Source organism: Burkholderia sp. BCC1972, from assembly GCF_905339605.1.
Classification (GTDB): domain Bacteria; phylum Pseudomonadota; class Gammaproteobacteria; order Burkholderiales; family Burkholderiaceae; genus Burkholderia.
Genome location: NZ_CAJPGH010000017.1, coordinates 162,512 through 175,922, shown reverse-complemented (window position 1 = coordinate 175,922; position 13,411 = coordinate 162,512). Strand labels below are relative to the sequence as shown.

Annotated in this window: 12 protein-coding genes; 5 read left to right on the top strand and 7 right to left on the bottom strand. The window is 59.5% G+C overall.

Annotation, left to right across the window (positions count from 1 at the left end; all coding sequences use genetic code 11):
• The first annotated feature begins 1,185 nt into the window (after positions 1 to 1,185).
• Complete coding sequence (locus U5798_RS23740; protein WP_322083387.1) at positions 1,186 to 1,914, top strand: hypothetical protein; 729 nt, start codon at positions 1,186 to 1,188, stop codon at positions 1,912 to 1,914.
• Positions 1,915 to 2,095: 181 nt separating this feature from the next.
• Here the strand turns inward: U5798_RS23740 and U5798_RS23735 are convergent, their stop codons facing one another.
• From U5798_RS23735 to U5798_RS23715, 5 genes are all read right to left on the bottom strand, one after another.
• Positions 2,096 to 3,238: a hypothetical protein gene (locus tag U5798_RS23735; protein ID WP_322083386.1), complete on the bottom strand. Its 1,143-nt coding sequence runs from the start codon at positions 3,236 to 3,238 to the stop codon at positions 2,096 to 2,098.
• A 352-nt stretch (positions 3,239 to 3,590) separates the two neighbouring features.
• Entirely contained in the window at positions 3,591 to 4,265 is a 675-nt protein-coding gene (locus U5798_RS23730; RefSeq protein ID WP_322083385.1) for a hypothetical protein, read from the bottom strand.
• A complete protein-coding gene (locus U5798_RS23725) occupies positions 4,249 to 7,356 on the bottom strand; it encodes an N-6 DNA methylase (protein ID WP_322083384.1) in 3,108 nt (1,035 codons plus the stop codon). Before U5798_RS23725 ends, U5798_RS23730 begins: the two co-directional genes overlap by 17 nt.
• Entirely contained in the window at positions 7,325 to 7,831 is a 507-nt protein-coding gene (locus U5798_RS23720; RefSeq protein WP_322083383.1) for a hypothetical protein, read from the bottom strand. The genes U5798_RS23725 and U5798_RS23720 overlap by 32 nt, the downstream gene beginning before the upstream one ends.
• Positions 7,832 to 7,844: 13 nt before the next feature.
• A complete protein-coding gene (locus tag U5798_RS23715) occupies positions 7,845 to 8,090 on the bottom strand; it encodes a hypothetical protein (RefSeq protein WP_322083382.1) in 246 nt (81 codons plus the stop codon).
• A gap of 634 nt (positions 8,091 to 8,724) precedes the next feature.
• On the opposite strand from U5798_RS23715, the gene U5798_RS23710 reads away from it, so the two are divergent.
• The 4 genes from U5798_RS23710 (at position 8,725) to U5798_RS23695 (ending at position 10,951) form a co-directional block, all read left to right on the top strand.
• On the top strand, positions 8,725 to 9,612 hold the full coding sequence (locus tag U5798_RS23710) for a hypothetical protein (protein WP_322083381.1): 888 nt from the start codon (positions 8,725 to 8,727) through the stop codon (positions 9,610 to 9,612).
• Positions 9,613 to 10,165: 553 nt separating this feature from the next.
• Positions 10,166 to 10,420, top strand: a complete 255-nt coding sequence (locus U5798_RS23705; protein WP_322083380.1) for a hypothetical protein — start codon at positions 10,166 to 10,168, stop codon at positions 10,418 to 10,420.
• A 14-nt stretch (positions 10,421 to 10,434) separates the two neighbouring features.
• Positions 10,435 to 10,806: a DUF2513 domain-containing protein gene (locus U5798_RS23700; RefSeq protein ID WP_322083379.1), complete on the top strand. Its 372-nt coding sequence runs from the start codon at positions 10,435 to 10,437 to the stop codon at positions 10,804 to 10,806.
• Positions 10,799 to 10,951 carry a hypothetical protein gene (locus U5798_RS23695; RefSeq protein ID WP_322083378.1) on the top strand — a complete coding sequence of 51 codons (153 nt, stop codon included), beginning with the start codon at positions 10,799 to 10,801 and terminating at the stop codon, positions 10,949 to 10,951. Before U5798_RS23700 ends, U5798_RS23695 begins: the two co-directional genes overlap by 8 nt.
• A gap of 129 nt (positions 10,952 to 11,080) precedes the next feature.
• Here the strand turns inward: U5798_RS23695 and U5798_RS23690 are convergent, their stop codons facing one another.
• Entirely contained in the window at positions 11,081 to 11,977 is an 897-nt protein-coding gene (locus U5798_RS23690) for an NAD(P)-dependent oxidoreductase (RefSeq protein WP_322083377.1), read from the bottom strand.
• Between the two features lie 167 nt (positions 11,978 to 12,144).
• Positions 12,145 to 13,398 (bottom strand): LysR family transcriptional regulator, encoded by a 1,254-nt coding sequence (locus tag U5798_RS23685; RefSeq protein ID WP_322083376.1) that lies wholly within the window; start codon positions 13,396 to 13,398, stop codon positions 12,145 to 12,147.
• Between the last annotated feature and the right edge of the window lie 13 nt (positions 13,399 to 13,411).

Sequence of the window (13,411 nt, the reverse complement as noted above, 5' to 3'; positions counted from 1 at the left end):
TTGATCGACACGCTGCGCGAGCAGTGGAACGGGCTGGCGGAGCTGGATAAGCAGATTGCCGGCATCGAACGGCGCTTACAGATGTGGATGAGAGAGGACATACGTCGCGCTGTTCTCGCGCGATGATCCTGCCAGTGTCGTGCTTGCGGGCGCGTTGCACTCGCTTTACTCCGATCGCTACGCGAAGCCTGAATTGCGCGACAGTCGTCCTGTAGTCCTCTATGTATCGGATAGGGCCGAACCATATGCGCCATCGTGCTTGAGCTTTGGCAACCACACGTTGGTCGTCAACGGTTTGTCGCAGGTGCCATTAGGGGATGGTGAGGGCGAATTCTACGGATATAAGAATGCGCTGGCCGTCCGGGCTACCTTCGAAGGCTTGCAGTTTATGGGCACCCGCGTTCCCGTACCCTCGATGTCCGTCGCGACAGCTTAGTTTCACGCGGTCACGGTCTTGGTGAGCTAGGGACCTGCAAAGCGCCGTCCGGCAGCGGTTCAAATTTTGTGCCGCTCCGCGACGCCGGACTCGCGCTCGGCGAGATCATCGGCTGAAAAGGAGCGATGCGACGGCCAGGATTGCATCGGCTAGTTATCGGCAGATCTTCGAAAGGGTTGAGCGAGTAGGGCTAAGTATCGCCCGGCCCCATACTGCCTACAGAATCATGATTCCTAGTGACGAGTGGCTGGATTAAGCCACTGGTGTTGGAAGTGCTGGTAACATCATCGTGGATCGAATTGAAGGGCGCAGCAGAAGGATTAAAATAATCTCGCGAGGGGAAAATGGAATACGAGAGGGTGTCTGGTCCATCAGGCCAAACGGAGCTGTGGGCATACCAGTGGGATCTCACTGTTAAACCACCGGTTAAAGTCAATCGAATTCGAATTGGCGTTGAACAGCCGCCGCCTCCTGCTGCCCCGACATATGTATCAGGTGCGGCGGTCACTTGGTCATACGGCCGGACGCTCGGCGATATTGCGACGGCGAACCCGAATACAATCGCCGCATTTCCGAGTGCTGCTGGACGTAACGTCGTAGTCGGTTGCGAAATTGTCACGGCTGGAAAGTTTCGAAATGGACGGCCTCGATACTGGTGTCGTACCCACCAAAAGCACTGGGGGGTGCGCGCTGATGTTGCTGACTCCGCGCGGTATGGTGTTATGCGTTGCGCGCAGCAGTCCGAGCTTATGTGGTACTTGGTCAATCCTACGTCCATCGCGCTAGATCAAAATGCGGAGGTGGGTGTCTGGTGCTCCATGCCTGCCGCCATGACCAGCCAGGGAATTCTGCAGCGTCGCTATCCCAAGATCCATGTCCATGTTCGTACCCAGGCCAATGGACCGAAAGTGATCGACCAAGACTTCGACGCCTTGACGTTGTCCTTCAATCCAGTTCCCGGACTTTTTGGGAGCACATTAATTGATCGAGTGCACGTTACACCGCCGGCCGCGAAGGAATTCGTGCTTTCGCTTGAATCTGGTAAGGCGGTCTCGTGCTTCAACTGCCGGGATTGCGGGGCGCCCCATCTTGACCTTGGTGGTTTCTCGAACACCCCTCATCGAAAGCACCTTTGCGGAAACTGTGGCCGCGATAACACCTGGACTCGCGAGCCCCGCATATCGAACCCGCTTAAGCCACTGCACGATCACTTTTGCGGTGGGTGGCAATACGTCGACGTGGACCGCGTGCTCAACATCGATCGAGACCATCCGCAAGCAGAGTTCGCGTTATGGGCGTCTACACCCGCAATCGTATGGACAGCAGCTCGGCCTCAGGAGCGCGGGATACACGTTCACCTTGTTGAGGGCGGGCAGCGCGTGATCGATGATACGTTTGGCACTGTCATCTACAAGGGGGTCGAGCTCGATCGTAATCGTCTGCTCGCAACCATGATCCAGAACACGTGCAGTATTTGAGCGGGATCGTGGGGAATGCGACTGGCACGCGGCTGTGTTGGATACCAGCGCGCAGGATGCGCCGCTGGATAAGCCGCGGCTAACTCCTGTGCGGCCTACTACGGTTTGTCGCTTTAACTCCGAACGGCGCGTAGTTTGAGGCGGCCCACGTGAATGGGCCACCTCACCTTCAAATCGTCGTTCAATAGAGAGTGTTGTCTGTCATGTTCTGCCACAAAATCTTTCGGTCGAGCCTTTTGCCTCGATAAAGCACTTGGCCGAAGGTTTCGTCGACAATTCGACGAGGACCGTTGCCCTCATAGATATGGACGTGGATACCTCGCTCTTGTGGGCGGTCGGCGGTCCAGAGGACTGCCGGTGTCGACGACCAAATTTCGAAATGATGTTCGGGGTATTCATCGAGGTCGATCGAGCGGTCCGGGACCACGTATTCATTTGCGCGGTGGAACTGATCGTGAAGTGGTTTGAGCGGCGTTGACACAATTTTTTCAGGGCTGATCACGCTATCGTTGCCGCAATTTCCACAAAAGTGTTTCGAGTGGGGATGGCGCGCAAAGCTTCCCAAGTCGAGGTGCGGATAGCCGCAGCGCTTGCATGAGACGCAGTCTGTTTCGTAACCCGCCTCGAGGGACCTGACGAATTCGAACGCTGCGGGAGGCGTCACCTGAATGTGCGTGATTTCGGTGCTATCAAAGAGTCCAGTGTCCTGATTGTACGAACACACGATAGCATCAAAATCCCGATCAAGCTGTTTCCTGTCTGCGCCTGCGAAACGCTTGTGAACATGTATTTTCGGCGGCCGCTTTTCGATTGGGCGACTTGACAGGGCGGGTGGAAGAGAGCACCAGATCCCAATCTCTTCGAAGTCGTTGAATTCGACAACAAGAGGATCCACTACATAGCTCATCGGCATCGCATGGTTGCTACAACGAACCTCGCCTGATGGGGGCACGGCTTCCAAGTCTGCCAATGTTCCCCAGTGCATCTGATGGGTCTTGCAGTACCAACGCTTCGCCCCGTTGCGAAATTTTCCGCAGGGGATGATGTGGCACGGGAGAAGGGCATCGTTTCCTGACTTGCCTTCAAAAAGGCCGAATACCTCTTCGGAACTTACCGCAATGTTGCCGATAGTCCGACCGGGCGCCCAGCAAATTGCCGAAGCTGCTGAGAAGTGTCTATGGTCGACTTCGAGTTCAAGATCGTCCTCGTTGCCTCGCTTGCGAAGGAACTCCTTCTTGGCCATACCCGTACCGGGATTCGACCATTCGCATTCCCATACCTCGACGAGGCCGGTATCTCGGTTTAGTTTTCGCGAATAGAACATCAGTTGGTTTCGTGCTTTGGTTGTGGGTCTGGCCGACTACGGCCTGATCGATCAATGGAATCGGCTGCGGCGCTGATGTCGCAGAAGCGCGACAGAAAGTACTAAGCGGCTCGGTGGCAGCCCGCATGTCGTCCTAACGCTTCTGTTTGTGCAGTTTACAAAGGGTTGGGGTTGTCGGTGCTCATAAATTCGGCAATGTGTTTCTGTAGTTCGTCTGACTGCTTGGTCAAGTGGACCAGTGGCCAGCGCCGTCCTACGCATTGCGTACGGTTGAGATTGGGCGGAATTATTTGAGACAGATGGTGCGCTGCCGGCGATGGCGTGAATACCCGTAATGGCGGCGATCCGATGCTTACTTCGGGATCGAGGGCGTTACGTCAGCTGCCAATGTTGTGTCCACGAAAATATGTATCAAGCGGATAACGTGTCCCGCAGATCCTTGAGCTAGGTCCCCTTGATGTATCGAAAGAGCTTCGGTGTGTGCCTCCAGGTCGGACAACTTTGCAACTTCACCATATGTCTCCCGAATGCGTGCATCAATGCCGTTCACCAATGCTGCAGTTGGTAATCTAAGGACGTAGCCGAGCATCATGCCCCAATGGTGTCCGGTCGCATACTGCCCCGTGACGAAGCGATTGACCCCCTGCGTCACGTAGCGCTGATTCAACCCGGAGTCACCATGGCCGACTCGTTTGCACTCCACTGCAAGATAAGCTTCCTCGTCTCCGAACTGATGCAGAAAGCGAAGAATGATATCGATCCGACCGAGGACTTCGGGCGCATCATTGCTCAAATCCAGCACTTCGAACTCGCCCACGATCTCCAGGTTGGATAGACCCAGTTCCTTCTTGAGCCGCCGCATTGCCTTCTTCACATGGATTGTGATCGGAACTTCTAGCATCCCAGGCCGCAGCAACGGACGAGCCGCGGCAACGCCACTGCACAGAAGGTCAACCACCGTGGCGATTTGATCTTCGGACAGGTCAAAGGAAGGCCGCCCTATGGGCAAGTCAGGTGCCAGTCGCATGTAGCCCCTTGATCCAGTGGTCTGCCAAGACAGCATCTCCATCGTTGAGACCTGCTGTCCGTGTCCAGTAGCGCACTTCCGAAGGCTTTAAAATGAAAAGTGCATTCTCGTCGTAGATCCGAAGGACCCTGCGCTCGTTGAGATAGGGAGGAACCGCCGAATTGGCTTGCCCGCGAAGAATCGACGCAAGTCGTGCAATTTCCTCATCGCTCCCATGGTGAATGCATGGGGCGCTCGTTGGCGCGCCAGCCACCATGGCAAATCTAACTGCCTCCACGCCCGGCGTTCCATCAACAGCGCTTCCGGCTGCAACGTGGCGAGGGTAAATGACTGCTTCGAGATGCCGCTTGCCTCGAGCTCGCAAGTAGGCGTTGACAGTGCGAATCACTTCACCCGCATACGCGGTCAAATCGTCGAGCGAGGGACGGGCAACAAGCGCCATTCGGTGCGCGTAGCCCTCGAACAACATTGCGCGGGCACGCTCCACGCCATCGCGTGCGAGAACTGCCTCGTCTCGCTCAAGGCCATATAATTCACACACAGCATGGTCCAGTGCCGCGATCAACTTTGCATCTTTAGGGGTGCTAGCGAGCTCAGCCTCGGCGGACAAAACAGATTGCAACAATACCGGATCGACCTTGCTCAGATCCGGCACACGAATGCTAAGCAAATCGTTAGGTTCAACAGTAGGCCGCTCCAGTCCCCAGGCACCTCCAGCGAAAGCAAGTTGGAACGCAGTAAGGCTGCTGTTGAGAATTGCAGAAAGAACTCGTGCTGCCGCGAGGTCCTTGCCCGCAAACGAGATGCCAAAGAAACTTTCGTTGAATAATATGTCTCGCTCGGTCACGGTTGCGCTATATCGGCCCAACTCAATTGCATGCGCCTGACTGCCTTTCGGGCAAAGCAACAACGGCCCCTTGAAGATCTCCGCGCGCTGCTGCCTTGAGCGATGCAGCCATTCGTGTGTAAATCTTTCGAGCGCACCTGGCATCAAACGAAATGCCGAGTAGGCAGACGTCGTCAAAAGATCGAGCCGATAGTAGTGCTCGGGAGGGTGCTCGACGCCATCCCCCTTGAGCTTTATTCCCTGCCCGCGTGCCGTTAGTCCATGGTCATCTAACAGCTGCTCGAGCGTTGGGAACCCGCGCTCCAGCTTTTCTACCAGCCAACCATCTCGCGCGGTTCCAAAGGCGGCGGCCTTGAGCATCGCGGGCGCGCGCAATACCCGCTCCAGCGGCACGCTCTTTAGCTCTCCTGGACCGATATGGAAAACGCCGTTACGCTTAAAGTCTGGCGTCCACGGAATTGAGCCGATCAGGATACGCTCGTCCTGATCTACCAATGCACAACGGCCGAAGAAGAGCAATGCGGGTCCGGTTGCGTCCGGAAAGAGTCCCTCTTTTCGCAACGCTGAGAGATTGACAAGTGCGGCAGGGTGGAAGGCGCGCAAAAGCGCCTCTCGTGATTGGATGGCCTGATCATCCTTCGAGAAGAGCGGTGAAGCCTTCATGATCATACCGACGCGGCCGTGATCACCCGCCAGACGTGCAGCGACCCACAAGAATTCCTGGTCAGGACTGCGCCGTGGGCCAATCCCTTTAGCGTCGCCGATTTTGAGCTTGCGTACTGTGGGACCTTTCCTCACGAAAGTCCACGGGGGATTGCCCACGACTGCATCGAATGACCGCTGTTTGATCGGCTGTGGCAGATCGTCATGCACCGTATCGGCCTCAAAGAGTGTGACGCCGATCAGGCGATGGAACTTTAAGTCCTGAATGTCCTGTACCTGCTCCTCATCAAGCTCCAAGGCAGCGAGATACAGACTGAAAGCCGCGATTCCCAAAGCCGATCTGTTGATGTCGATACCATAGAGTTGTTGATAGAGCACGTCCCGTACTACTGCCCGGGTCGCGGTCTTGCCTCGGGCCCGTTTCCAGACCAAGCGCCGAAACGCCTCGACTAGAAAGGCGCCCGAGCCGCATGTCGGATCAATCACGCGTGCGTTCTCGGGCAGTGCCTCGAACACTGGATCAAGCGTCAGATGAACCAGTTCGACGGGTGTATAGTGCAGCCCGTGGCTGTGTGCTTCGTCCGCGGCGCTCAGGCGCGCAAACTGCTGATAAATCGAACTGATGAGGTCAATGGGAATGGCATCGAACCGGAAACGGAACAGTCTTCCCTGGCCCGATAGCAGGCTGCGCCCTTCAATAAAGTCGCGTAGCAGCGCCAGATGCCGATCGCTGAGCCGCTGGTGCTCAGCGCCGGGATCGTCCATCGGAAACAGGTCGCCGTTGAAGGTGTTGCGCAACCATCGAAACAGCGTGAACGCCGAATCGATGGTCTCAAACATCTTTGCCACGTCGGGAGGGAGCGCCGGGGGCAGAAATGGCTGCGCGATGCCTCGATCGACGAGGTAGGACGTGAAGATGCAGCGACCAATTAGGCGCTGAGCGAATTCACGGGACGCCTGCATTTCCTCCTTGGCGTCGAGGTGCGGCTGGCCACTGGCAGGCATCAGCACCGTTAGCTGGTCCTCTAGCGCATTGATCTCTTCCAATAGCTGGCGATCAACCCGATTACGACGATCAATCCGTCGACCGATGGCACTGGACCAGAACGCGCCTGTTTCAGTCGCGAAGCGGCCACACATGGCATCCAAGGACCGTAGGCGGCCTTCTGCCTGCAGGGAAAAAACCTCCAACGGTTCGGTCGCAATCTGCTGCGAGTTTTCCTTAACCGGTGAAGCATAGCAATCGTACAAACGCACGTCCGTGGGCGTGATAATCCAAAGCAACGGCGCCACGCCGACGTTCCATGCCGCTTCGTGCCAACGGGCGATTTGCTCTTCCGACGGAACAGTATCGCCGGCATCCTTGAACACAGCAGTCGGGACACGCTGCGCACAAAACACTGCGTCGGCTTTCAGTCCCGCACGGCTCGTCGAAAGAAGGGCTCGAACCCGAGAGTCGACATTCGCGCCGGCACGCGCGAGTCCCGGCGCCGGTGTGCCATCCGGCAGGATGTAGCCCGTCTCAATGAGCGCCTTCGTGAATGCGATGCTACCCATGCCTGCGCCGTCCAGTTGTGCCATTTACTGTAGCGTCTGCCATCACGCCCACGGCTGGAAACAGTTGGAACTGTCCAGATGCTGCAGGTTTGGGAAGAGAAAAACAGTCTGATAACTGCTGCAGGTGGGGATCCATGCGCAGCATGATGCAATCTTCAACAATCGAGTCTTCCTCGCGCGGATCGACAATGGCCCACTGATTGTCTCCATAAAGAACCAACGATTTTCCCCAAAGCGACAGGAACGACATGCGCGACAAGCTCACTGCGAGCGCGGAAAATACGTCCCGATGGGCATGAAGTTCGAGCTTGAAGCGATCCCTTAGCACGACCGCGACCCGCAATAGCAGTATCGTTTGCCACGAAAAGCGTGCCGGAGAACCGTGTCCTTTCGGTTTCACGTCGGGAAGAATTAACGCGCGGCGGCTCGTCCACTCGCGGAGCTGTTCCGTCGAGAGACCGGTTAGCCGTGTCGCGTCGCGCGTTGTGATCAGGTGCATTTCAGGAGAGTCGTCAAAGGTACAGATCGGGTGCCATCCCCGATTTTCGCCATTTTCTCACAAGATCGGGGTTGACACCCGTTTTCAGATGAATATTATCGGCGAAGGCGGCATCGATGCGCCCAAACGTACGCGTTATCGACGTGTAGGCGTTATCGACCGTCACCGGCCGGGACAGCGGCCGTGGGATTGCTGTTTTGTCCTTCTTGCGCTGTCGTTCCGAGGTGAGCCATGCCCAGGAAGTCACGAAATCCAGCAAACACGTTGACCGCTTGGGCGTAGAGAGGAGCGGGAGTTGCCATGTACCGATGGTCGGCCGTTGGGATGAAATGCCGCCACACTCTGTGTTGCCCAAGGGGCCTGAAGAGGCTACCTGACGCGCAGTGGTTCTTTCAAGCGTTCAGCCATTGCGGACGTGATGTGATTTCCCGTCCATCGCACGGTGCTTGAAAAGCCGGATGTTTGGAGGTTTGGCGGGCACTTCGAAGCGGAAAGACTCGATGGATATCGCGTGCAGATGCGGTAACGCATGTGCATGTGTGGCGTTTTGCCTCCGTTCTTCGAACACTTGCTCGGGCACGGACACCACCGGCATCTGCAGCTCAAGCGTGACGCCACCGTCCCCCGGCGATCATCGACCGCCGAATCGACAACGCAACGAAAGGTCTCTAATGGCGGCATCCGAGGTAGCAATGGCGGCGTCCCAGCTCTTGCGACAACAGCGGCGCAACTGCCCCCGGTGAACAGGTGGACACTTGTGCTTTCGAGCGTTTCCTGATTGAACAACGGGCTTGGGACGACTGCGATGGCGACCTTAGCTCGAAATCGCCGGCCACTTTGAAACCAAGGCCGACGAACTGGTTTTTATCTAAGCCCACATCCGAGATGCCGACATGGAAATCTCTGTGAAGATCGCCCCCGACGCTGACGGTTACACTGGACGCGAGTGTCCAGCGTGCGAGAAGTACTTCAAAATCAAGTTCGGCACTGGCCTGCCGGGCGACCCTGACTGCCATTGCCCGTACTGCAATCACACCGGTCCGCAGAAGGAATTCTGGACTACGCAGCAGATCGAATACGCGCAGTCGGTGGCCATGAATCAGCTGTCCGGGCAACTCCTGACGGAGCTAAAGAAACTTGAGCGCCGTCCCGATCCGCGCGCCATCGTGTCGATTGGCATCTCGATCAAGGGCAGCCCCACGCCGATTGCGTATTACCGGGAAGAAGAGTTGGAAGAACGGGTGACCTGCTGCGCCTGCACAATGGAGTACACGATCTATGGCGCATTCGGCTTCTGTCCCGACTGCGGGGTCCATAACTCCCTGCAAATCGCCAATGCGAACTTTGATTTGGTGCTAAAGGCGCTCGACCTCGCGCAGGTCGCCCCGGCGGATCTCGCGACAAAACTGATCGACAACGCTTTGGAAGACGCAATCTCCTGCTTCGATGGTTTCGGCCGCGAACATTGCGCTGCGCAGCCCTTCAAGATCTCGTTTCAAAGCATCGACGCTGCCAAGGACAAGCTGCTCCGCGAAACCGGCTTCGACCTGGCCGCCTTGCTCGACGCGACTGCCTGGAATTTTGTAACCATGCAGTTCCAGAAGCGGCACCTGCTGGCGCACAAGCTAGGCATCATCGATGCTGAGTACATCAGCAAGACTGGCAGCTCCCGGTCTCTGCTTGGCCGAAAGGTCGCGATCACCGACGTTGATGTGCGAACATTGGTGGCACATTTGCGGACGTTGGCCAGGGCGCTGGTACAGAGCGTGCCTCGGGTCTGACCGGCTGGGCATAGCTCTATGTGCCGACCGCATAAAGCGGCCCGGCAACAAGATGAACTGGTCGGCGACTACATGCCTATCTCCAAGTTGAAAACGCGACGATGGGCAAATCTTCCCCGCCACTTCAGTTCCCGAGGCAGAGGGCACCACCCAACATGAAGTGCAGGCGCCTTAGCTTCAGAGTCCGCGCAGTGTGATCGCTTGACTGCTTTGGGCGTTCGAATCGGTAAAGCGAATGTCTTAGGTGGGTCGTTCAGAGTTGTTCGCGTCGCCTCAGAACCGCCATTCGCTGTTACGTGCCGATCCTGTCGTCCGGATGAATTCGCTTGCACGGTAAGGAACCTTATCACCACGGTGCGAGTGTCCGCTCAAACTTGGGTTTCGCACAACGCGTGACCTGAAAGTTGTCGCTGCGACCACAGCGTGAGGGAGCTGACACGGTACTTCGAGACGCTGAACTCGATGACATCTCTATTTTGCTCTACGTCGGCAGGGGCCGTTGCGGGTCGATCTATATTCGAAAATGTCCTTTATCTTATATATGGAGGTGACCATGTTGAAGGGGCTGGACCAACTGACCAAGCAGCTCAACGAGGCCTCCCGGGCCTTCCAGTCTCTCGATGGTGAGATAGCGACCGTCCACGTCGTGCCGGGCGACCCCGCCAGCATGCAGGCCGCGATTCGGCAGATGGAAGCGGCGATCGACCGGAAGGCCGCCCCGTACCGGGGTAATCCGCTGGTGGATCCGGTCGTCAAGCAACTCAAGGCCAGGTATCGCGATGAACTCATCAAACGCGGCGGGGGTTAAGCATGAAACGCGACATGGACCTGATCCGCGAGCTGCTGCTCAAGCTCGAGGCATTGCCGCTGCAGCCGAGGGACGTCGCTTATATCTATTCGGATCTGGTACCGGTCGACGGTTATGACGAGCGTCAGATTGACTACCATCTGCAGCTGCTGGAACAGGCGGGACTGATTGACACAGGGGGCTATGGCGAAGGCGCAGGTCCAGGAATCGCCTTTTCTCGACTGAGCTGGGCCGGCCATGACTTCCTCGATGCTATACGCAGCCCCGACGTGTGGGACCGGACCACGCGCGCCGCGACGGCTGCTGGCGGCTTCACGGTCGAGTTGCTGATGTTTGCCGCGAAGACGTACCTCGAAGGCAAGATCAAGGGGGTGATCGGTGGTTAGCGCGGCCCTCGCCCGTCCCAGCGAAATCACGGTGCCGGCGCTGGTCGTGTCGGCCGGCGAGCGCGCCGGCATGCGCTTTCTCGAGTTCTTCACGTCGACGATCCGCAACCCGGGCACGCGGCGCGCGTATCGGCGGCTACGTTAGCAGAATAAACGGACACGATTAGCGCTCGAACGGACACCATTAGCAGAATCTACAAATTTCAACATCGACTTTGACGATCGCGAACTCTCCTTTGTCTTCCGGCTCGATAGTCGTCCGCGCGCTCGAATTTTATCGCCGCCGGTTGCTCAGCATGTCAAGCAGCCGGGGCCAATCGAACGGCAGCAGCGCTTCGTAGTGGAGCCCGCGCGCGGCCATCCTGTCGACGAACCGATCCTGCACGCGTGCACACGCATCGCTCATCTCCGGCTCGACGCCGCCTTCGCGCAGCGTATCGCACACCTCCCGCATCTCCGCCGCGCGCCGGCGGCCGTGCTCGGCGACGCGGCTGATCAGATAGCCGGGCAGGTCGGGTCGCGTCGCGAACGTGTCGAAGGTCTGCCGCAGCGACGCGAGCACCAGCGCGTCGGCGCCATACGCGCGGGCCGCGCTCAGGCATTCGACGGTGAGCGCCTCGATCCCCTTGATCATCACGCTGCGGCACATCTTCGCGGCCGACGCGGCGCCGACGCGCGGCGACACGGCCTGCGCAGCGAAGCCGAGCGCATTCAGCTCGCGCGCGACCGCATCGGCCGACGGACCGGCCAGCAGCACCGGCACCGCGAGGCCGTGCGGCGGCACGGGCGCCATCACCGCCGCTTCGACGTAACGGCCGCCGGCGGCTTCGATCAGCTGCTGGCCGTGCTGCTTCAGCGCCGGCGATACCGAGTTGATGTCGATGAAGGTCTGGTCCGCCCGGATCTGCGCGGCGACCGCCGCGGCGACTTCCGCGTCGGACGATGCCGTCACGGCCGACACGATCCAGTGCGCGTCGCGGATCGCGGCGGCGACCGTCAACGCGGCTTCGACATGCACGCGCGCAGCCTTGGCGCGCATCGCGCTTGCCGTCCGTGCGTCGTCGAGTTGCCGGTCGTACATCGTCACGCGGACGTTGCGCGCGGCGAGCGCGCCACCGAGCAGGCTACCGGCTTCGCCGAAACCGATGAACGCAATCGCCGGGTCGATCATGCGTGTCGCTCCTGATGAAGGTGATGCGCGGGCTGGCCGGCCGGTATCGCGACGCGTGATGGCAGCGTCGCGCTTCGGCCAGCAACCGCGCGGTATATCGACCGGATTGTGCGGCAACGCATACGACGGGCGCGATGCGAATCCGGCGCGGTAGCCATGCGCTTTCGTTATCGCGTAGCGGCCGTAGCGTGCGGCGTGCGCGCGACTTCGGTCGCGACCACTCGGATCGCATCGATCAACGCGCGTGCCGCCGGCGACGGCGGACTGCCGGCGCGCGTCATCAGGCCGACATCGCGGGTCGTTTCGCGCATCGGCACGTCGAGCACGGCCAGCAGCCCCGCTTCGCATTCGTAATGCAGTTGCTGCGCGGACAGCACCGCGAGCATGTCGGTGTGCAGCAGCAGCCCGCGTATTACCGCGAGGTCGGCGCTCTCGACCGTCGGCAGCGGCGGCTTGAGTTTCATGCGCCGGAACAGCGATTCGAACAGCCCGCGCGCGGGCGAGTGGCTGCGCGGCAGGATCCATTGCGCGCCGGCGAGGCTTGCGAGCCCGAGGTTGCGCACGTCGGCGAGCGGGTGATCGCGCCGTGCGAGCACGACGAGGTTCTCTGACATCAGCCGTTCGTTCTCGAGGTCGCTCGCCGGATCGCTCGCGCGCAGCGCGCCGAGGATGAAGTCGATGTCGCCCGCGCGCACGCCGGCAACGAGCGCCTCGTATGCGCTTTCATCGGTGATCACACGCACCTTCGGAAATCGCGTGAGGACGCGCGCGACCGCTTCGGGCAGCATTAGCGTGCGGCCGAGCGGCAGCGCGCCGACGGTCACGACGCCCTGGATGCTGCCGTGCAGCGCGGCGACGTCGTCGGCGACGTGCCGCAGTTCGTTCAGCGCGCGCCGCACGTGCAGCAGGAACGTCTCGCCGTCGGCCGTCAGCAGCAGGCCGCGCGGATGCCGATGGAACAGCGCTAAACCCGCGCCGCTCTCGAGAATCCGGATCGCGCTGCTGACGGCCGGCTGCGTGACGCCGAGCGCACGCGCGGCGCTCGGCATGTGCCGGTGCCGCGCGAGCGTCGAGAACAGCTGGAGCCGTCGCGTGTTGAGCAGGTACGCGGGCAGGCCGCCGTCGGCCGATGCGCGGCGGCGCGACTGGCGCAGCGCACACCAGTTCGCGAGCGCGCCGAGTTCGGCGATCACGCGCTCGCCGCGCTTGAGCACCGCACGACCGACCGGCGTTGCGAGCATGCCGGACGGCTTGCGATCGAACAACGCTTCGCCGACGGCCGTTTCGAGTTCCTGCACCGCGCGCGTGACGGCCGACTGCGCGCGAAACAGCGTCGCGGCGGCGCGGCTCACGCTGCCCGTTTCGGCAACGCGCTGCACCGCGTACAGGCAGGCGAGGTTCGGAAGGTCGGTGTTGTCCATGGGTGTTCGGGCG

Bases quoted from the DNA above. Each gene is read 5' to 3' on its own strand.
- U5798_RS23740 (WP_322083387.1), top strand. From the start codon at position 1,186: ATGTGGTACTTGGTCAATCCTACGTCCATCGCGCTAGATCAAAATGCG.
- U5798_RS23735 (WP_322083386.1), bottom strand. From the start codon at position 3,238: ATGTTCTATTCGCGAAAACTAAACCGAGATACCGGCCTCGTCGAGGTA.
- U5798_RS23730 (WP_322083385.1), bottom strand. From the start codon at position 4,265: ATGCGACTGGCACCTGACTTGCCCATAGGGCGGCCTTCCTTTGACCTG.
- U5798_RS23725 (WP_322083384.1), bottom strand. From the start codon at position 7,356: ATGGCACAACTGGACGGCGCAGGCATGGGTAGCATCGCATTCACGAAG.
- U5798_RS23720 (WP_322083383.1), bottom strand. From the start codon at position 7,831: ATGCACCTGATCACAACGCGCGACGCGACACGGCTAACCGGTCTCTCG.
- U5798_RS23710 (WP_322083381.1), top strand. From the start codon at position 8,725: ATGGAAATCTCTGTGAAGATCGCCCCCGACGCTGACGGTTACACTGGA.
- U5798_RS23705 (WP_322083380.1), top strand. From the start codon at position 10,166: ATGTTGAAGGGGCTGGACCAACTGACCAAGCAGCTCAACGAGGCCTCC.
- U5798_RS23700 (WP_322083379.1), top strand. From the start codon at position 10,435: ATGGACCTGATCCGCGAGCTGCTGCTCAAGCTCGAGGCATTGCCGCTG.
- U5798_RS23690 (WP_322083377.1), bottom strand. From the start codon at position 11,977: ATGATCGACCCGGCGATTGCGTTCATCGGTTTCGGCGAAGCCGGTAGC.
- U5798_RS23685 (WP_322083376.1), bottom strand. From the start codon at position 13,398: ATGGACAACACCGACCTTCCGAACCTCGCCTGCCTGTACGCGGTGCAG.